This window comes from Acinetobacter sp. AS5 (assembly GCF_048957595.1).
Taxonomy (GTDB): Bacteria; Pseudomonadota; Gammaproteobacteria; order Pseudomonadales; family Moraxellaceae; genus Acinetobacter.
The window spans coordinates 1-19,616 of the sequence record NZ_JARDAL010000043.1; the positions used below are offsets into that span (position 1 = coordinate 1).

The window sequence follows — 19,616 nt, forward strand, 5'->3', positions numbered from 1 at the left end:
TTAAAGCCTTTGATTTGACTTTCTTTTACCTTAATAACGGATTTGTTTAACGCCAGCATACTTTTTGAAACACCACCTAATTTTTTAAAACCACATTCCTTAAATATACCTTTTAAGTATTTAAAGATACCAAAAAAAGACTAGATAAGGCTATAACATTTAATTAAGGTATATATGAACGGATATACAATTTAAGAATCAATGCAGGCTTAACTCATACAACGATTGAATAATTATGAAGTGGACCAGCATTATGGCAACATGAAGGAGATAGCCATGACAGCCGCAAATGTTAAAATTTTTAACACGGAAGAAGTACAAAATTTTATAAATCTACTCAGTGGTCTTGAGCAAGAAGGTGGTAATCCGCGTATCAAACAAATTATCCACCGCGTAGTTTCTGATTTATTTAAATCAATTGAAGATTTAGAAATTACTTCTGACGAATATTGGGCGGCAATTGCATATTTAAACCAACTCGGTACAAGTCATGAAGCTGGATTGCTTTCCCCTGGTTTAGGTTTTGACCATTTCCTTGATATGCGTATGGATGCCGCGGATGCCGCTTTAGGTATTGATAATCCAACACCGCGTACTATTGAAGGCCCATTATATGTAGCTGGTGCGCCTGTATCACAAGGCTTTGCTCGTATGGATGACGGAAGTGATCCAAATGGCCACACCTTAATATTGCACGGTACAATTTACGATAATAATGGCCAGCCGATTCCAAATGCACAAGTTGAAATTTGGCATGCCAATACCAAAGGTTTCTATTCACACTTTGACCCAACTGGCGAACAAACACCATTCAACATGCGCCGTACTATTATGACGGATGCACAAGGCCATTATCGTGTACAAACGATTCTGCCATCAGGTTATGGCTGCCCACCAGATGGTCCAACACAGCAATTGTTAAATCAATTAGGTCGTCACGGTAACCGTCCTGCGCACATCCACTTCTTTGTGTCAGCAGATGGTCATCGCAAACTAACTACGCAAATTAACGTTGCTGGCGACCCGTACACCTACGATGACTTCGCTTATGCAACTCGTGAAGGCCTAGTGGTTGAAGCGATTGAGCATACCGATCCTGCGACAAGTCAAGCCAACGGCGTAGAAGGTCCATTTGCTGAAATGGTCTTTGATCTAAAATTAAGCCGACTTGTCGATGGAGTTGATAACCAAGTGGTAGACCGCCCGCGCTTGCAAGCTTGATGCAACTATAAATGTAATTTTGAATCTTGTAATCAGGCTGTCAGCAATCGCCTAGCCTGATTTGCTTTATGGATAAATAGAAAATTATATGGATATTCGTATTTTTGATGCAGCACAAAATGAAATTTTAGCCATTCTTCCAGAGCGAAATAGAAGTTTGGCTCGGCTTCGTGCTATCTTGTTAGCAGGACAATTTCCCACCGTGACGGTGATTGGCAAATATAACCACGGTAAAAGCCGACTTTTAAATGAACTAATTGGCGATGACATTTTCTCTGTTGCAGATAAACGTGAAACGGTCGCTTTATCTGAACATTTAAAGCATAATGTCCGCTGGTTAGATGCACCAGGTTTAGATGCTGATGTCGCAGCCATTGACGACCAATATGCGCAAGATGCGATGTGGACCGAAGCGGATATCCGCTTAATAATCCATTCTGTTCGTGAGGGTGAATTCGATCCGTATGAATTACAATTATTTCAACAATTCAAACAAGATGAACAGCAAACACGGCGTCAAAGCGTACTGGTCCTGACGCAAATCGATCAAGCACCAGATCAAGATGTTTTAGCACATATTATCGACAGCATTAAAAAACAAGCGCCTGATGCCAATGTTATGCCCGTTTCTGCAACGCGTCATCGCCAAGGCTTAGTCAATTCTAAACCACTACTAGTTCAACGTAGTGGTATTCCAGAACTGCAACAAACCCTCAACGGCATGATTGAAAAAGTTTCCGCAGTACGCCAGTTTGAAAAAAATAAAATCTTCACTGAACTTAAATCAGAAATCTCTGAACTGCAAAATTCAACTCAGACCCAAATACAGCAACTGAACACAACGCTTCAACAACAAGCTGAATCCTTTTTGCATGATCTCAATCAAGTGCTAGACAAAGTTCGTGTGGATTTACAGCCCATTCTACAGATTTCAGGAAAAGACGATTCTTTAGAACCAGATTCCTTTGCCAATATGTATAAAGTGACTGCGGGTAAACGAGATCGTAACCGTATTCAAGTAGCGTATTCTCGCGCTTGTATCGAAATCAACAGTCACTTAGTACGATATGGTGTGATTGGTTTACCTGATACACAAAAAAGTAATGTCCGTAGTTTGGATACTGTGATGGTTGCGGTCATGGGGGTTTCGGTCAAACTGCGTAAGGATTTAAAACTTATTTTTGACGAAGAATCAGGTCGTGATCGTTTGCGACGTGAATTCACACACTATTTTGAAGTCTCGGCCGATCGCATGCAATTGAAAAACCAACTGCAGAATCTAGAGCAACGACTTCAACTCATTGTACAAGCCCAACAAGTAACAGAAACTTTGGAGGGAGCATTATGAGTACTGATTTGATTCAAACTTCGATTGAAAGTCCAATTCAACATTTGATCCAAAGTTCTGATACTTTCGTTCAGCCTGAGCAAGATATTCTACTGCATTTAAATAAAATGCAGGCTTGGCATCAGCAACTGGCAACCAATCTAAATGAACGACGTTTAAACAGTAACGGATTGAGTTCATCCAGCCAAATATCTACTGCGATTGTGGCTTTAAATACCCAACTTGAACATTATCTGAGTCACTGGGAAACACATCTAGACCGCCTCAAAGATGCACAATCTATTGCTGAACATTTTGAAGATAAAATCATTTTATTAATTTTTGGCAAATTTAATGCCGGTAAAAGTTCATTATGTAATGTCTTGGCTGAAAGTTTCCGCAGACGACAACAAAGCGTTGGTTATTTTTACCTCGATGCTGGAAATATCATCGAAAGTGATAAACCTTTAAAAGAAGGTGCCACAGAGACCACCTCGCGTTTACAAGGTGTTTGCCTCGGTCTTAATTTAATTTTATTAGACACGCCTGGACTGCATTCTGTAACTCCCCAAAATGCCGAACTAACTCAACGGTTTTTAGACAGTGCCGATGGTGTTTTATGGTTAAGCAGTTCATCTTCACCTGGTCAGGTCAAAGAACTCATGGCTTTGGGACAGGAGTTACGTAGGCATAAACCCTTACTGCCTGTGATTACCAGAAGTGATTATTTTGATGAAGACGAGGTGGATGGAGAAATTTTCCAAGTCTTATGCAATAAAAATTCGGATCAACGCAGTTTGCAGGAGCAGGACGTCTATACGCGTGCCACATCGCAACTGGTGGAAATGCAAGTTGATCCTGACTTATTGCAAGTGCCAGTATCGATTTCTTCGCAAATGTTAAAAGATGCAGATTTTAATGATCAAGCTATGCAATCTGCTGGATTTAATAGCCTATTTAATGCTCTTTTTCATTTAATTGAACCCGCCTTAGCCTATAAACAGCGAAAACCTGCCGAAGCCTTGCTTCATCATTTGCAGGAAGAAATATTAGCGCCGTTACAACTTGAAGTTGTGCCGCAGCTTAATCAATTGCAGGTGTGTTTGAACAATGCCAGCAATGCATTAGTGCAGCATAAGTCTCAAATCATGACACAGACTTGGCGCAGCGTTATTGCCACTTTACCAAGCCTATTAGAACAATTTGCCGCGCAGCAAGCCTTGCCTGATTTATATCGCACGCTTACACAGCAAACCAATCAATTACTGGCAGTACACATTTCAAATCATTTGGTTGATTATCAATTGAAATTTATGCCGCTTGAGCATTTAGAGTTTTCGGAGCATTTGGCATACGAAGTCATATATGCAGAGAAGGATAAGGACATCTTAGCCATTGGTCATGAGCGTTTATATACTGAAATTTCGAATGGTTTATTGCAGAAAGTAGACAACTATTTGGATGATGTCATTGAGCAATGTCAAAACGTGCTGAGCAACATTGAAAAGCAAATTGAGACCATCCATCAGGGCTTAATCAATGATGAACAAGAACTAAAATACATTGCCGATTATTTAAGAAGGCCAAGTTCTGATTCGTCAAAAGCGAGGAATCTTTTGAATCTATCCTAAATAGATCCTAAATAGGCATATTAGGAAAAACTTCAGTGCAGCTTACCAACCATTATGTTAATCATCATTGAGTTGAACTGGCTTCCCCTCTTCGGCGAATACTTCTTTGATGCATTCTAAAATGTCGGGAATGTATGAACTTTGATCCATATTTCTGACCGATAATGAAATTGGCGAATAAGCTTCTAAGTCTAAAATTGGAATATAGATTAAGTTTTTCATGCCAATTTCACTGGCACTTTCAGGAATGATCGAAATCCCTTCGCCAGAGGAAACTAAACCGAGTGCTAAATGAATTTCACGAACTTCTATAAGCTCTTTCGGGACTAAGCCTAATTCCGTAAAAATGGACTGAATTAATGTCGAAAAATTAGGTTTAGGCGCAATGGGATAAGAAAAGATGGATTCCTTGACAATTTGGGACAGGTAAACGCCAGTATCAATAAATTCTGCCAGATGGTGATTTTTATGTACCGCCAATTTTAAGCGCTCTTTACGTAATAATAAACGTTTGATGGCTGGATCGGATAATCGCAATCGACCAAAACCAATATCAATCTTACCTGCTTTTAGGGCTTCAATCTGATCCCGCGTGCCACACTCGATTAATTCTACATGTGTATCTGGATGTCGCTGACGAAATAAATAAATGATTTGAGGCAACAAAGCATAAAGTAAAGAACCGACGTAGCCGATCCGAACTGTCTTATCCACAGCATTGATTCGCTGTGCCATTGAGGTCGCTTGAGCTGTATGCGTCAAAATTTGCACAGCATGTTCATAAAAGAACATCCCTGCCTCTGTTGTTTTAACTGGGCGAGATCCTCGTTCGAATAAGGTAATGCCTAATTCTTCTTCTAATTTTTGAATTTGACGGCTCAAAGGAGGCTGAGCAATACAGAGTTTATCTGCAGCTTTGGTAATGCTTTGTTCTTCAACAACCGCCACAAAATAACGTAAATGTCTTAATTCCATTTATATACCTTTTAAGTATTCAAAAATACCAATTTGGCTCTAGTTTAAGATATTACCTTAACTTAGGGTATACAAATAGCTAAACACACAAGATTTTTGCAATGTATAAAACTATAGAAACATTGCTTGTTGAGATTCCAACGATCCGTCCGCATAAGATGGCTGTTGCAACAATGCAAACTCAGACTCTCGTACTGGTTAAAATCAGCACAGACGACGGCTTTATCGGTTGGGGCGAAGCCACCACTATTGGTGGCTTAGGATATGGCGAAGAGAGCCCTGAAAGCGTCAAAACCAATATCGAAACTTATTTCGCACCTCTACTCAAAACATTTAAAGATGTGAATGTCGCTCAAATTATGCAGGTCATTAATCGCAATATTAATGGTAACCGTTTTGCAAAATGTGCCATTCAAACTGCATTACTCGATATCCAAGCACAGCGTCTGGGTTTGCCTCTTAGTGAGGTTTTAGGTGGTCGTCTACGAGACAGTATTCCAGTGTTATGGGTACTGGCTTCAGGCAATACTGAAAAAGACATTCTTGAAGCGCAAAAAATGATTGCTAGCAAGCGTCATAATGTTTTCAAACTCAAAATCGGTTCACGCCCTGTTGAACAAGATGTTGAACATGTATTGGCAATCAAAAAAGCCTTAGGTGATGACATTTCGATTCGTGTCGATGTCAATCGTGCATGGTCAGAGTTAACCGCGATTAAAGGTATTCAAATGCTACAAGATGGTGGCATTGACCTGATTGAACAGCCATGTGCCATTCATAACATAGATGCCATGGAACGCTTAACCCGTAAATTTGATATTGCGATAATGGCAGATGAATCACTCATGGGTCCACAAAGTGCTTATGAACTGGCAAAACGAAACGCTGCCTCTGTATTTGCAGTAAAAGTTGCGCAATCGAGCGGCTTACTTGAGGGCTGCGAAGTTGGAAAAATCGCCAATCTTGCCGGTATAGATTTATACGGTGGCACTATGCTCGAAGGTTCTGTAGGCACAGTTGCTTCAGCCCACGTATTTTCAACCTTCAGCAATTTAGCATATGGCACTGAGTTATTTGGTCCACTATTGCTGACTGAAGAAATTTTAAAAACACCACTCAAATATGAAAATTTTGAGCTACAAATCCCTACAGGTTTAGGCTTAGGTATTGAGTTGGACGAAAATAAAATCGACAACCTACGTCGTCAATAATTTAAGGAGACATCATGCTTTTCCAAGTCAAAATGGACGTACATATCCCTTTAGATATGCCGAGCGATAAAGCCAATGAAATTAAAGCTGTTGAAAAAGCTTATTCACAAGATTTACAGCGCCAAGGTAAATGGCGCCATATTTGGCGTATTACGGGTCAATATTCAAATATCAGTATTTTTGATGTTGAAAGCAATGAAGAGTTGCACAACATTTTGCAAGGTTTACCACTCTACCCGTATATGGATATTCATGTAACAGCGTTGAACCGCCATCCTTCTTCAGTTCGTGAAAATGATAGCTGATCAGAACATTAAACCACTCTAATTTTTAGGGTGGTTTATCTCTCATTTATATACTGAGATGTATTACAGGAGTTTTAAAGGCGCAGCTTGAAATAGGTCCTAATTGTACAGTGATAACAACCCAATAATTTTTATGCATAGGTATTTTTGAAATGATATTTACGCATAGCAATTTAAGCATATACAAATAAGAGTAGGCATATGATTGATAAAAGCTCAACATCCTTAATGGATGCACTGTCCCAAATTAAAAATGGTTCAACTGTCATGATCGGTGGCTTTGGTACAGCTGGTCAGCCTGCTGAACTGATTGACGGACTGATTAAGCTTGGCATCAAAGACCTCGTAATTGTGAATAACAATGCAGGCAATGGTGATTATGGCCTTGCGAAACTGCTTAAAGCAGACTCTGTCCGTAAAATCATTTGTTCTTTCCCGCGCCAGTCTGACTCTTGGGTCTTTGATGAACTTTACCGTGCTGGAAAAATTGAATTAGAACTTGTGCCACAAGGCAATTTAGCATGTCGTATTCAAGCGGCGGGGATGGGTTTAGGCCCAATCTATACGCCTACAGGTTTCGGTACGCTTTTAGCTGAAGGTAAACCGACACTCAATTATGAAGGCAAAGACTTTGTTTTAGAAAATCCAATCAAAGCCGACGTTGCACTCATCAAAGCGCATCAAGGCGACCGTTGGGGCAACTTGGTTTACAACAAATCTGCACGTAACTTTGGCCCAATTATGGCCATGGCTGCCGATGTAACTATTGCGCAAGTATCTGAAGTGGTTGAACTGGGTGACTTAGATCCAGAACATATCATCACCCCAGGGATTTTTGTTCAACACGTTGTTGAAGTTACACCTACTCAATAATTGGATGCGGAGATTTAAAAATGAGTTATACCAAATTAAGCCGTGATCAAATTGCTGAACGTGTGGCCCAAGATATTCCAGATGGTGCTTATGTGAACTTAGGCATTGGTTTACCGACTAAAATTTCGAATTACCTCCCTTCAGACAAAGACGTATTTCTACACTCTGAAAATGGCCTATTGGCTTTTGGCCCACCTCCAGAAAAAGATCAGGAAGACCCTGAGCTGATTAATGCGGGTAAAGAATTTGTCACCATGCTGACTGGCGGTGCTTTTTTTCATCACGGAGATTCATTTGCCATGATGCGTGGCGGTCACTTAGATATTGCGGTACTCGGTGCATTCCAAGTGGCTGAAAATGGCGACTTAGCCAACTGGCATACAGGTGCTCCCGATGCAATCCCTGCAGTGGGTGGTGCAATGGACTTGGCTGTGGGTGCAAAGAAAGTATTTATCACCACCGATCATGTAACCAAAAAAGGCGAGCCAAAGATTGTCGCTGAATTAAGTTACCCTGCCACTGGCCTGAAATGCGTTGACCGTATTTATACCGACCTTTGCGTTATTGATGTAACACCTACAGGCATGACCGTGATTGAAAAAGTGGGCGGTCTGAGCTTTGAAGAATTGCAGTCAATGACTGGCGCAAAGTTGGTAGATGGGACATCTAAATAAAAAAGGAAGTCTCCCTTTTACAAAGGGGGATTTAGGGGGATTTTTCGAATAAATCATCTATTTTAAAATTCCTCCCAACCTCCCAACCTCCCTTTAAAAAAGGAGGAGCTTTCAGTTAAGGATTTAAAAATGAAAAACGCATACATCATTGACGCTATTCGTACACCATTCGGTCGCTATGCAGGTGGTCTAGCGCCAGTTCGTGCAGATGATTTGGGTGCATTACCCATCAAAGCTTTGATGGAACGAAATCCATCGATCAATTGGGAAAACGTCGATGATGTCATTTACGGCTGTGCCAACCAAGCAGGTGAAGATAACCGCAATGTCGGACGTATGTCTGCCCTTTTGGCTGGTGTGCCTTATCAAGTGCCTGCAACCACAGTAAACCGTTTATGTGGTTCATCTTTAGATGCCATTGCAATGGCTGCACGTGCAATCAAAGCCAATGAAGCTGATTTAATTATCGCTGGTGGTGTAGAAAGCATGAGCCGTGCGCCTTTAGTAATGGGTAAATCTGAGTCTGCTTATGGACGCAGTCAGAAAATCGAAGACACCACCATGGGCTGGCGCTTTATCAATCCCAAGTTGAAAGAAATGTACGGCGTAGAAACCATGCCGCAAACAGCGGAAAATGTTGCAGAACAATTCAATATCAACCGCACGGATCAAGACATCTTTGCATATAACAGCCAACAGCGCACCGCAGCAGCCCAAGCCAAAGGTTTTTTTAAAAGCGAAATTATTGCTGTCAGCATCCCTCAACGTAAAGGCGATGCCGTAATTGTTGATACAGATGAACACCCGCGCGCTTCAACCACACTGGAAGGTTTAAATAAACTCAAACCGGTTGTGAAAGCAGAAGGTACAGTCACTGCTGGTAATGCTTCAGGGATTAATGACGGTGCTGCTGCCCTGCTCATTGCCTCTGATGATGCAGTTGAAAAATATGGACTCAAAGCGCGTGCCAAAATTATTGGCGCAACCACAGTTGGCGTTGAGCCTCGCATCATGGGCTTCGGTCCAGCGCCTGCCATCAAAAAATTGCTGGCACAAACAGATTTAACACTCGAACAAATGGACGTGATTGAACTGAATGAAGCTTTTGCAGCACAAGCTTTAGCAGTGACTCGCGATTTGGGTTTAGCGGATGACGAAGCGAAAGTTAATCCGAATGGTGGTGCAATTGCGCTTGGACATCCACTCGGTGCGTCTGGTGCACGCTTAGTGACCACAGCATTAAATCAACTTGAAGCAACCAATGGCAAATACGCCTTATGCTCGATGTGTATTGGTGTGGGTCAAGGCATTGCTTTGATTATTGAAAGAGTCTAAGTAAGCTCTCTTTGCAGAGCAGTCTGCTTTATCCCTGAGGATTAGGCTGCTACTCATAACACTTGATCAGGCTAAAAATGCTGGATCAAGTTAAAAGATAAGATCAAGGATTGTAAAATGCCAAAATTTACATCGAATGATGCCGAAATTAATTACCAAACCTTCGGCGATACCAATAACCCAGCAATCATATTTTCAAACTCGCTGGGCACAAAATATACTATGTGGAAGCCGCAAATTGATGCGCTACAGAATGATTTTTTTGTGATTTGCTACGATACTAGAGGTCATGGTGCATCCTCTTCCCCAAAAGGTCCCTATTCGATTGATCAATTAGGGTCAGATGTTATCCATTTGTTGGATCATTTAAATATAAATAAAGCCAGTTTTTGTGGCATTTCAATGGGTGGTTTGACAGGTCAATGGTTGGCCATTCACCATCCAGAACGTTTTAACCATGTCGTTGTGTCTAATGCAGCAGCAAAAATCGGTCAAGAACTCGCTTGGGATACGCGTGCAGCGTTGGTGCGTGAACAAGGTTTGAAACCGATTGCTGATACAGCTGCATCACGCTGGTTTACCGAGCCCTTTATCCAAAGTAACGCAGCAGTTGTAGAATCTTTAAGTAACGACCTTGGTGCTGGCAGCCCAGAAGGTTATGCAAGTTGCTGTGAAGCTTTGGCTAAAGCGGATCTTCGTGAACAACTTAAAACGATTACTGTTCCAACACTTGTTGTGGCAGGGTTACAAGACCCTGTAACCACCATTGCAGATGGGGAATACATGATTGAGCATATTCCCGATAGTCAATTATTTAAAATTGATGCATCACATATATCCAATATAGAACAGCCTAGAGTATTTAATTACATTCTACATCAGTTTTTAAACGCATAATTCTATTGTAGTAATCTACAAAATTTTTATAAAAATGGTCAGTGCATGGCCATTTTTCTATTACTATCTCGGCTTTGTTGCACAAATCTATTCATGACGGCTTATTCAGCAATCTAATGCTCAAATGTAAGCGTCCGCTGAACACACCTTATGAATTCAGCCTATAAGCCTTAATTTAGTCCCCACTTAAAAACAAGTGGGGACTAAAATTTATGACTACAAATAACATGATCCTAGACAGTATCGTGGACAACCAGCCCCTCTAAACTTTTAAAATATTTTTGTTCAAAGGCTTCTGGGCTTAATCAGCCGTTTGCAGAATGTCTTCTGACCCGATTGTAATAAATCTCGATATAGTCAAACAAGAAGCACTGATTCGCAAGAGTCAGGATGATCAGCATTAAAATTACGTTTCACCAAATCATCTGCCCGTTTTTGGTCATCTCGGCTACGAACTACATGTGACGGGGAAAAGTCAGATCAATGAATAGGCATTTTTAAGGTCATCAGATTAAGTGCATTCTGATAATGAATAAAGCTCCGTGTGGCGCTTTATTCATCCTAGCCCTTCAATATTGCAAAATGCGATAAATGGTTTATACTTGATTTATAGCAAAATGCGATAAAATGTTATGCATGTGATCACCCACGCTCGAATTATAGAAGCAATGCAAAAGTGGCCACAGGCTGAAACGGCATTAGATGGTTGGTATCGAACCATAAAGGCAAACGATCCGAAAGATTTTGCTGAGATGAAACATCTCTTTCCAGCGGTCGATAAAGTTGGAAAGTTCCATGTATTCGATATTGGCGGGAACAAGATCCGACTTATTGCAGTCGTGATGTATCAGGCAAAACGTGTGTATATCCGTCATGTCTTGTCCCATAAAGAATATGACAAAGGTCATTGGAAGGAAGGTTAGTATGAACGCGATGATTAAACAGGCCGTAGACCACTGGCACTACGTTGCACCATTGCTCAGCAAGCCAGAAAATGAAGACGACTTTCATACACTTGTTGAAGCTTTAGATGAACTTTTAGATACCGTTGGTGATGACGAGTCCCATCCTTTAATGGGGCTTACTCATCAGCTTGGTGATTTGGTTTCTGATTATGAAAATGAGCATCTTCCTATGCCTAAAGGGGACGGTCGTGCTGCTTTGGCTTTTTTGATGGAGCAACATGGTTTAGGTCAGTCTGACTTAACAGAGGTTGCAACCCAATCAGTGATTTCTGAGATTTTAAGTGGTAAACGCCAACTGAATATTCGTCATATTAAGGCCTTGTCTGAGCGGTTTAATGTATCGGCAGATACGTTTTTCTAAAAGAGAGGTGGATCAGGAAATTTGGCTCAATTAGGGGTGCTTTGCCTTTCAAATTTTTGTGCAACAAAGCCCAGAGAATCTATAAATGATAGTGCGTAAGTCCTAATATATTATTTTCATTAATAAATCTATACAATTAAGTAGCCTTTAATTCATAGCCAAATATTTTTTTTGATAAATTAATAAAATTTTCAACGAGGGTATAATTTTCTTTTTTTCGGTATCTGAGAATAATTGAGCTAAAAGCAAACGCTTCACTCAGAGGAATAAATACAAGATCTTTACTATAAAGATTAACTACCCCCTCATTCACTATTGTGATTCCAAATCCAGCCAACACTAATCCCAAAGCAGAGTGAATATCACGTACAGGCTCAAATAGATTTGAGGGCGATATCATTTTGACTTCAAAAATTTCAAGAATATTTGAAAGGAAATTTGGTTGTGGAGTATCAGGAAATAAAATCATTGGTTCATCAACGATATCTTCTAAAGAAAGAGACTGATTAACTTTTAGCTGTAACAGTGGATGCTCTTTATATAAAGCAACATAAAGTTTTTCTTCTTTCAGAATAATACGCTCAATCTCGTGATCTATACTTTTAAGTCTACCAATTCCTATGTCAATCTTGCCGCTTTTTAATTTTTCAATCTGTTGAAGAGTATTCATGGCTTCGACATGAATGGCAATATCAGGATACTTTAATCGGTAATATTTGATGCATTCTGCCAGTTCGCTATATATAGCAGAACCAATAAATCCAATACGCAGTGTATTATTGGCTCCGCCAATATGCTGAGTCATCTTCTTAAGATGCATTTCACTCTGCACAATTTTTTTCGAATTTTCATAGAAGTATTTACCTGCTTCTGTCAATTCTATGGATCGAGTATTACGTACCAATAAGGACACTTCTAACTCTTCTTCCAAATTTTGTATAGCACGACTTAATGGTGGCTGAGCAATAAATAATTTTTCAGCCGCCTTTGTGAAACTCATCTCATCAGCTACAGCAATGAAATATTTCATTTGGCGAATATCCATATTGTTTTGCTGTCCTCTTAAAGATCAATAACAATGTATTTTGATTTAATTTTCGAACAACATGGCGTGAACATGGTTAAATGATCTTCATCATTTAAAATCATATCCTGATGATGCAGCTCTCCTTCGGTGTAACGCAGTGTACATGTACCACAAATGCCCTGTTCACATGACAGCGGCACCACATAGCCCGCCTTATTTAAAACTTCAGCAATATTATCGATTTGTAATAATGGAATTTTTTGTCCTGTAGATGCAATTTCTATGATGTGTTCTTGGGAAGAAGTCAACTGCAATGCAGTATTAGTATTTTTAAAGCACTCTTTATGAATAAAAGGTTTAGTCCATTGCATTACCAGTGCCTGACTTTCAATAGATTGAATAAAAGTAGCCGATCCACAAACATAAATGTGTGTATTGACTGTTTCTTGCTGTAAAACTGTTGCAATATCAAAGCCGTTAGTGTGTTGATTACCAATATAGGTCACATAATGGCTATCACGATTCATGATATGAAATTCATTAATACGGTCAATAAATGGGATATTCGGCTGACGTGTACAATAATGTAAATCACATTTGCGCTGGTCAATTGCAAGACTTGACCACATACTTAAAATAGGGGTAATGCCAATTCCACCCGCAATGAGTAATACTTTTTGATCAGTATCATCTAGTTCAAATAAGTTGCGTGGTTCACTGATTTGAATCAGGTCTCCCACTCTAAGTTGCTCATGAATATAACGCGATCCACCTGCTGATTTCGGTTCTTTAAGAACACCAATTTCGTAATAGCGCCGGTCTTGTAATGGACTAATGAGCGAGTATTGGCGTACTTTGCCATGAGGTAAATGTAGGTCTATGTGTGCACCACTATTAAAATGCGGTAATAATTTACTATGAATCGGCGCAAGTTGAATACTGAGGATATTCTCGGATTCATAGCGCATTTGCTGTACACGGACATCAATGATGTTATTCAATTTCAACCTATAACTTTAATACAATACAAGGTTTAAAGTGATGATTAGCATTGTGGCTTGCTTCTCCCCTTTAAACCTTGCATCAAAGATTAAAATGACTTTGCTAATCCAAAAGTCAGCGTATGATTTTCATTCTTCAAGTTTGTACCAACACTGGGTCCTGTACCTTTTTCTGAAGCGGATAAATCATATTCATATGCTAAATTTAGATCAGCAAACGGCAAACGATGACCATAGCCTACTGTGATGGCTTTATGTGCAATCGCATTAGTGTATAAATTGGCGTTGGTATGATCTGTATTTGAAAAGCTATTAGCATGGCTATAACCGACTCTTACACTTGATACAGCATTGGCTTTATAGTCTACACCAAGGCGGTAGACTGTTTGATCATCCCAATTAAAGGCGGTACCTTGACCAAAACCATCAGTATCCTGCCAATTGATTCTGAGGATGTCAAACCCAACTTTTAATTTTTCATTCGGTTGATATGTCAGACCTCCCCCAATACGCATAGGTAAGTTTAAACGCCCTTTGCTACTGGCCAGCAAATCATCTTCATAACCCTTCAATTTAGAAAACGTGGTTTCACTGATATAAGAGGCACCCGCAGTCCATTGCGGTAAAAATTGCCATGTTGCACCAAGTGCATAGCCATAACCCCATGCCCATTGATTACCATGCGCTTCAAGTTCAATGGCTTATTGATCTGTATCAATCCCAACAATGACGCCTTTGGCTCTAAATTGTTGTGTACCTAGATGTAGTGCAGCACCCACACTTAAATTCGGTTTAATTTTATAAGAAAGTGTTGGATTAATGGTTGCCATTGCCAGATTATCTTTTGCAGTGGCATTTTTTGAGCTCCCTGTTACTGACCCACGATAATCCACCGATGTGCCCGACCCTACAATTGCAAGTCCATAATTCAGCTTGTCGTCAGCATGTTGCACAACAGACAAACTCGGTACAGGCACATATTGTTTACTTTTATAAACGTGATTTGGATCAAGAAAACTTGCTTTCGAATGAATATTTAAAAGTGATAACTGAATATCTCCACCTGATGGCTGATAAGATAAATTGGCGGGGTTATCCGCAATAGAAGAGCGATCCACCCCACCACCATAACTCACGCCACCCATACCACTCGAAATCTGTCCTGTACCTGTTAATAAAGTACCGTTGTAGGCATATAGAGCAGGCGAGACGATGCATAACGCAATCATTGAGATTTTTTTCATGATGAATATCCTTATTCATTTAATGCACATCGTGCTGTATAAAATCAATTATTTTAAAGGTCTAATTCCAAGACCGGAGAACGTGATCTAGAAACACAAATCAACATCCGTTGATTGGCTTGTTTTTCACTGTCACTTAAAACCATATCTAAGTGTTCAGGCTCACCACGAAGTACTGTGCATTCACATGCGCCACAAATACCCGCACGACAAGAAAATGGTACCTCTATACCGTGGGATTCAATGGCATCTAAGATGGATTGCTCAGGTTTAACAATAATTTCATGACCTGATTTTGCCAATTTCACAGTAAATTCAGAAATATCCTCTACCGATTGGGTTTCAGATTTGATCGGTTGTGGTGCATTGAACCATTCAAAATGTACTCGCTCTGCAATCGCAACTGAAACCTCTTTTAAGGCAAGCATCAGTGGATTTGGTCCACAACAGTAGATATGCGTGTTTGGACTGAGCTCTTGTACAATATGTTCTAAATCTAACAAATTGGCTTGCTCATCATTAAAATGAAAATGAATGTTTTCTGCCTGATGAAGTACATTCAAACTTTCATAAAATGCTGCGCGTTGTCGATTACGGGTTGAGTAATATAAAGTCCATTTTTTTTGATGTGCAATACACCAATGAATCATAGATAAAATAGGGGTAATACCAATTCCACCTGCAATAAAGCAGTATTCTGCTGCATCTACCAATTCAAAATGATTACGTGGTGTGCTTATGCTCAGCACATCACCAAGCTTTATTTTTTGATGAATAAACGCTGATCCACCCTGACTATTTGGATTCAAGCTCACAGCAACTACATAACGATCACGCTCTGCGGGTGAGTTTAACAATGAGTAATGTCTCGTCAGTCCATTCGCAAGATAAATCTCTAAATGTGACCCTGCTGTAAATGGTGGAAGCACTTGTTTATTTTCATCTCTAAGTTCTAAGAGCAAGATACCTTTGGCTTCACATTGGATATCTGTCACTTTGAGCTTTAATTTTCCTAATGTCATAACCACTACTTCCTTTTAGTGCGATGAATATGAAGTACTTAACAGTAAGCACTTCACGATGTATTGATAATATTTAAGCTTGATTTTGTTGTGTTTCTTGATTAATCAGCTCTAAAAGTTTTTTACGTACACGTACAGGTGCAATATCGTTTGACATTAATACTGGGTCTAAAGAAAAGAAATCTGTAGTTTCCATCTCTGTCTGTACTGCTTCAAGTAGCGGTACATCTTCATCTTCAAATGCACGATGCATATTCTGAATTTTCATCACATTAAAACTTGCATCTTCTTCGATATGATTACGACGTGTCGCAAAGAAATAGTGCGTTGTGGTATCAGTTTCAGGTGTTGTGGTATGTAAATCATATTGATTTAAGTCATCTAGGCCAAACTCTCCATTTTGTACAGCAGCAACAGTAAGTTGAATATGCGAAGGTGCCGTCCATGTGATGTTAAAATATTGCTGAGCTAATGCTTGTGGATCTGGCAATAATGGTGCAAAAATCATCATTGCAGGTTGTTGCTCCCATTCCCAACGTGCAGAAAGACTATTATGTGCTTCTGTAACCTGTGGAATAATTGGTGACAGTTTGCCCCGCGTTGTAATAATCTCGCCATGTACATGATCGATATGACTTAAATCCATCACATTATCGGTTAAGAGTTCAAAATTGCATTTCACATGCATATAGGTATGACCAACCGAATTTGGATGTCCTGACATTAGTTCACTGTAATCCGGGATTAAATTCTCATCTGCTTTTTCTGCATTACCCATCCAAATCCAAATAAAACCATAGCGTTCTACCAAAGGAAAAGCTTGTACTTTCGCAGCAGTTGGGATGTGACCTTTCCCGTGAGGATTGTGTGTACATTGACCAGTGCAATCAAATTTTAAAGCATGATATGCGCAAACTAATTGATCGCCTTCTCTTCTCCCTAAACTTAAAGGTGCAAAACGATGAGGACAACGATCATGTAGCGCAACCGGCTTACCATCTTCAGTACGATAAATCACCACGTTGATATTCATAATTTTGCGCTTAAATAGATTAAATGCATCAACATCGGTTGAAAGCGCAGCAACATACCAGCAGTCTTTTAAAAAAACATGCTCAGACTGAGTGTACGTTTTAAAAATCATCTTATTCATCTAGCATCTCCTTGCTATATTTGTTGAACTATTTCATTTAACTTATTCCTTTGTAGATGAGTTTAAAGATGCTTTCCAATATCAAATATCTCTGACAGGGATACTCTGAAGGTATTAATTCTAAATTATAGATTTAACTAATTATGAATAATGGAAATTTAAATACTAGACCTTGAATCAATCGGGCTTTGTTGCACAAAGATTTGAAATGCAAAGCGCCCCTAATTGAGCCAAATTTAAGGCGTAACTTGGGTAAGTGGTCGACCTAATTCCATAAATCTGTTGAGGACTGCTACACGTGCATGAATCTCATTCACTTGGCTATCAAAACGCCTTGCACTGAGTTTATCTCCTAATAATTTAATGCAGTACATCTTAGTTTCAACCAAACTTCGCCAATGATAGCCTGACCATTTTTTCCATAGTGTCCTGCCTAAACGCTTAACTGTTCGAAGTAATTCATTTCGCTCTAGCGAGCTACTCTTTGTTTCTTTCCATGGTTTCGCATTTTTTCTAGGTGGAATCACCGCATGCGCTTGCCGATCTGCAATGACCTCACGGCATTGCTTGGTGTCATAAGCTCCATCGGTATAAATAGAGTCAATCTGCTCATCTTGTGGAATCTGATTAAGTAAATCACCAAGTACCTGTAAATCACTGACATTATTGGTTATGAGCTGAATAGCTCGTATTTGCAGGGTTTTAGCATCTATGCCAATATGTAGTTTACGCCATTGGCGACCATATTCAGGTCCATGTTTCTTGCGTTTCCATTCGCCCTCACCTAGAAACTTCATGCCTGTAGAGTCTATGAGTAGATGCAGCCCACCACTGTTTTTTGGTAGCTAATTGCAATATCAATATGCTTTTGTCTTCTACAAAACGTGGTGTACGAATATCACTGATATTCGGGGCTGCTCATCCGCAAAGTTTAATCAGACTTTGAACAAAACCTGTGACCATGCGTAAAGACAATCGAAATAGGGATTTGATCATCAGACAGCACTGGATGGCAGTATCAGAATAGGTTTGATTTCGACCATGCTTGCCTTGTGATTGTGCATACCACTGGGTCTTTGGATCGAACCAAATGGCAATATTTCCGCGATGAATGAGTGCTCGGTTATATGCGGGCCAATTGGTTGTGCGGTAGATTTTATGTGTAGGCTTCTTCATTTGAAAATTATATTACTGAAAAAGCCTTTACAGATAGGTTTGTGCAACAAAGTACTTTCAAACTCACACGAGCCTATAGCTGCAATCGCCCAGAAATTAGGTGTGGGTTATTCAACTTTAGACAAATGGATTCGTGAAACCAATCCAGTGGTTTCAAGCAAACGTCAACTTTCACCAGAACAACAGCGGATATTGGAATTAGAGAAAGAAGTCAAACAGCTCAGGGAAGCCAATGACATCTTAAAAAAAGCGCATGTGTACTTTCTAACAGATCATGCCAAGAAAAGTACACGCTAATTCAAGATCTTGATATGAATGAAGTCACCGTATCTTCTGCCTGTAAATGCCTAGGTGTCAGCACTTCAGGCTAATACAGCACAGAATTATAATGACTTAAAAGCCGTATATTGGCAGCATCATGCGCGCTTGGGTGCACCGTCATTGGTACATGACATGCATGATTTAGGTTACAACATGAGCGAACGTACTATTGGAAGGATGCTAAAAAAGCTTGGTTTACGTAGCAGGATTGCACGTAAATACAAGCATACGACTGATTCAAACCATCTTTTTCCTACAGCACCTAATTTGTTGGATCGCCAATTTAAAGTTACTCAGCCTAACCCTGCGAAGCAATGCTTCTCAGGACAACAGACATTACCTATATCCGCACTAAAGAAGGTTGGTTGTACTTATGTGTGATGCTAGATTTATTTAGCCGTCGTATCGTGGAGTGGCAAACCAGCCATCGAATAGACCGCCAATTGGTGTGTGATGCGTTTAATTATGCAATGGCTCGTCAGGGTTATCCAACGGGTGTTATGGTTCATTCGGACCAAGGTTCACAATACTGTAGTCATGATTTTAGAGCGCTATTACTGACAAATGATTGTATTCAAAGTATGTCTAGACGAGGCCTTGCGCAGTATACTGCTCATGGGATAATGCAGTGACTGAAAGCTTCTTTCATACATTAAAAGGTCATGTAATCCATGGTGTTTGCCACTCTAAAAGAAGCGAATGCTGTCTTGTTTGACTATATCGAGATTTATTACAATCGGGTCAGAAGACATTCTGCAAACGGCTGGTTAAGCCCAGAAGCCTTTGAACAAAAATATTTTAAAAGTTTAGAGGGGCTGGTTGTCCACGATACTGTCTAGGATCAAACCACGAAGTTTAAAGAATTAAGCCAAGTTTAACTTGGCTTAATCTTAAGAT

Annotated in this window: 16 protein-coding genes and 4 pseudogenes; 12 read left to right on the forward strand and 8 right to left on the reverse strand. The window is 39.9% G+C overall.

All coding sequences use genetic code 11. The features are described from left to right. Positions 1-276: 276 nt before the first annotated feature. The 3 genes from catA to PV763_RS13420 all read left to right on the forward strand — a co-directional run bounded on the left by catA (position 277) and on the right by PV763_RS13420 (position 4,179). Positions 277-1,221 carry a catechol 1,2-dioxygenase gene (catA, locus tag PV763_RS13410; protein WP_126039451.1) on the forward strand — a complete coding sequence of 315 codons (945 nt, stop codon included), beginning with the start codon at positions 277-279 and terminating at the stop codon, positions 1,219-1,221. Positions 1,222-1,309: 88 nt separating this feature from the next. Beyond that, entirely contained in the window at positions 1,310-2,569 is a 1,260-nt protein-coding gene (locus PV763_RS13415) for a GTPase (RefSeq protein WP_126039448.1), read from the forward strand. Beyond that, a complete protein-coding gene (locus PV763_RS13420; protein ID WP_338841489.1) occupies positions 2,566-4,179 on the forward strand; it encodes a dynamin family protein in 1,614 nt (537 codons plus the stop codon). Before PV763_RS13415 ends, PV763_RS13420 begins: the two co-directional genes overlap by 4 nt. 57 nt (positions 4,180-4,236) lie before the next feature. Here PV763_RS13420 and catM read toward each other — a convergent pair whose 3' ends face one another. Continuing rightward, the gene (gene catM / locus PV763_RS13425) at positions 4,237-5,154 is read right to left on the reverse strand and encodes a cis,cis-muconate-binding transcription regulator CatM (RefSeq protein ID WP_338841487.1); all 918 of its coding nucleotides are present in this window, start codon (positions 5,152-5,154) and stop codon (positions 4,237-4,239) included. 101 nt (positions 5,155-5,255) lie between these two features. Here catM and PV763_RS13430 point away from each other — a divergent pair, with 101 nt between their 5' ends. From PV763_RS13430 to pcaD, 6 genes are all read left to right on the forward strand, one after another. Further along, complete coding sequence (locus PV763_RS13430) at positions 5,256-6,365, forward strand: muconate/chloromuconate family cycloisomerase (RefSeq protein ID WP_126039437.1); 1,110 nt, start codon at positions 5,256-5,258, stop codon at positions 6,363-6,365. Positions 6,366-6,379: 14 nt separating this feature from the next. Then, positions 6,380-6,670 carry a muconolactone Delta-isomerase gene (gene catC, locus PV763_RS13435; protein WP_126039434.1) on the forward strand — a complete coding sequence of 97 codons (291 nt, stop codon included), beginning with the start codon at positions 6,380-6,382 and terminating at the stop codon, positions 6,668-6,670. A 201-nt stretch (positions 6,671-6,871) separates the two neighbouring features. Beyond that, complete coding sequence (locus PV763_RS13440) at positions 6,872-7,543, forward strand: 3-oxoacid CoA-transferase subunit A (RefSeq protein ID WP_004827065.1); 672 nt, start codon at positions 6,872-6,874, stop codon at positions 7,541-7,543. A gap of 20 nt (positions 7,544-7,563) precedes the next feature. Then, positions 7,564-8,217, forward strand: a complete 654-nt coding sequence (locus PV763_RS13445; RefSeq protein WP_126039431.1) for a 3-oxoacid CoA-transferase subunit B — start codon at positions 7,564-7,566, stop codon at positions 8,215-8,217. Between the two features lie 129 nt (positions 8,218-8,346). After that, entirely contained in the window at positions 8,347-9,552 is a 1,206-nt protein-coding gene (gene pcaF, locus PV763_RS13450) for a 3-oxoadipyl-CoA thiolase (RefSeq protein WP_126039428.1), read from the forward strand. 117 nt (positions 9,553-9,669) lie between these two features. Further along, complete coding sequence (gene pcaD, locus PV763_RS13455; protein WP_126039424.1) at positions 9,670-10,449, forward strand: 3-oxoadipate enol-lactonase; 780 nt, start codon at positions 9,670-9,672, stop codon at positions 10,447-10,449. A gap of 233 nt (positions 10,450-10,682) precedes the next feature. On the opposite strand, the pseudogene PV763_RS13460 reads toward pcaD, so the two are convergent. After that, positions 10,683-10,814: pseudogene (locus PV763_RS13460) on the reverse strand (IS3 family transposase); the annotation flags it as partial. Between the two features lie 267 nt (positions 10,815-11,081). On the opposite strand from PV763_RS13460, the gene PV763_RS13465 reads away from it, so the two are divergent. Next, positions 11,082-11,372, forward strand: coding sequence for a type II toxin-antitoxin system HigB family toxin (locus PV763_RS13465; protein ID WP_126039422.1), 291 nt, complete (start codon positions 11,082-11,084; stop codon positions 11,370-11,372). A gap of 1 nt (position 11,373) precedes the next feature. After that, complete coding sequence (locus PV763_RS13470; RefSeq protein WP_126039418.1) at positions 11,374-11,775, forward strand: helix-turn-helix domain-containing protein; 402 nt, start codon at positions 11,374-11,376, stop codon at positions 11,773-11,775. Positions 11,776-11,911: 136 nt separating this feature from the next. Here the strand turns inward: PV763_RS13470 and PV763_RS13475 are convergent, their stop codons facing one another. The 6 genes and pseudogenes from PV763_RS13475 to PV763_RS13500 all read right to left on the reverse strand — a co-directional run bounded on the left by PV763_RS13475 (position 11,912) and on the right by PV763_RS13500 (position 18,398). Beyond that, complete coding sequence (locus tag PV763_RS13475) at positions 11,912-12,820, reverse strand: LysR family transcriptional regulator (RefSeq protein WP_420938023.1); 909 nt, start codon at positions 12,818-12,820, stop codon at positions 11,912-11,914. A 17-nt stretch (positions 12,821-12,837) separates the two neighbouring features. Continuing rightward, a complete protein-coding gene (locus PV763_RS13480; protein ID WP_126039412.1) occupies positions 12,838-13,803 on the reverse strand; it encodes a PDR/VanB family oxidoreductase in 966 nt (321 codons plus the stop codon). An 89-nt stretch (positions 13,804-13,892) separates the two neighbouring features. Next, a pseudogene (locus PV763_RS13485) lies at positions 13,893-15,047 on the reverse strand (OmpP1/FadL family transporter). Between the two features lie 53 nt (positions 15,048-15,100). Next, positions 15,101-16,069 (reverse strand): PDR/VanB family oxidoreductase, encoded by a 969-nt coding sequence (locus PV763_RS13490; RefSeq protein WP_126039409.1) that lies wholly within the window; start codon positions 16,067-16,069, stop codon positions 15,101-15,103. Between the two features lie 73 nt (positions 16,070-16,142). Continuing rightward, a complete protein-coding gene (locus PV763_RS13495; protein WP_126039406.1) occupies positions 16,143-17,222 on the reverse strand; it encodes an aromatic ring-hydroxylating dioxygenase subunit alpha in 1,080 nt (359 codons plus the stop codon). A 236-nt stretch (positions 17,223-17,458) separates the two neighbouring features. Next, positions 17,459-18,398: pseudogene (locus PV763_RS13500) on the reverse strand (IS5 family transposase). Positions 18,399-18,404: 6 nt separating this feature from the next. On the opposite strand from PV763_RS13500, the pseudogene PV763_RS13505 reads away from it, so the two are divergent. Continuing rightward, positions 18,405-19,558 (forward strand): annotated as a pseudogene (locus tag PV763_RS13505) (IS3 family transposase). Positions 19,559-19,616: the final 58 nt, after the last annotated feature.

Coding starts and splice junctions, on each gene's coding strand:
- catA (WP_126039451.1), top strand. CDS start 277: ATGACAGCCGCAAATGTTAAAATTTTTAACACGGAAGAAGTACAAAAT.
- PV763_RS13415 (WP_126039448.1), top strand. CDS start 1,310: ATGGATATTCGTATTTTTGATGCAGCACAAAATGAAATTTTAGCCATT.
- PV763_RS13420 (WP_338841489.1), top strand. CDS start 2,566: ATGAGTACTGATTTGATTCAAACTTCGATTGAAAGTCCAATTCAACAT.
- catM (WP_338841487.1), bottom strand. CDS start 5,154: ATGGAATTAAGACATTTACGTTATTTTGTGGCGGTTGTTGAAGAACAA.
- PV763_RS13430 (WP_126039437.1), top strand. CDS start 5,256: ATGTATAAAACTATAGAAACATTGCTTGTTGAGATTCCAACGATCCGT.
- catC (WP_126039434.1), top strand. CDS start 6,380: ATGCTTTTCCAAGTCAAAATGGACGTACATATCCCTTTAGATATGCCG.
- PV763_RS13440 (WP_004827065.1), top strand. CDS start 6,872: ATGATTGATAAAAGCTCAACATCCTTAATGGATGCACTGTCCCAAATT.
- PV763_RS13445 (WP_126039431.1), top strand. CDS start 7,564: ATGAGTTATACCAAATTAAGCCGTGATCAAATTGCTGAACGTGTGGCC.
- pcaF (WP_126039428.1), top strand. CDS start 8,347: ATGAAAAACGCATACATCATTGACGCTATTCGTACACCATTCGGTCGC.
- pcaD (WP_126039424.1), top strand. CDS start 9,670: ATGCCAAAATTTACATCGAATGATGCCGAAATTAATTACCAAACCTTC.
- PV763_RS13465 (WP_126039422.1), top strand. CDS start 11,082: ATGCATGTGATCACCCACGCTCGAATTATAGAAGCAATGCAAAAGTGG.
- PV763_RS13470 (WP_126039418.1), top strand. CDS start 11,374: ATGAACGCGATGATTAAACAGGCCGTAGACCACTGGCACTACGTTGCA.
- PV763_RS13475 (WP_420938023.1), bottom strand. CDS start 12,820: ATGGATATTCGCCAAATGAAATATTTCATTGCTGTAGCTGATGAGATG.
- PV763_RS13490 (WP_126039409.1), bottom strand. CDS start 16,069: ATGACATTAGGAAAATTAAAGCTCAAAGTGACAGATATCCAATGTGAA.
- PV763_RS13495 (WP_126039406.1), bottom strand. CDS start 17,222: ATGAATAAGATGATTTTTAAAACGTACACTCAGTCTGAGCATGTTTTT.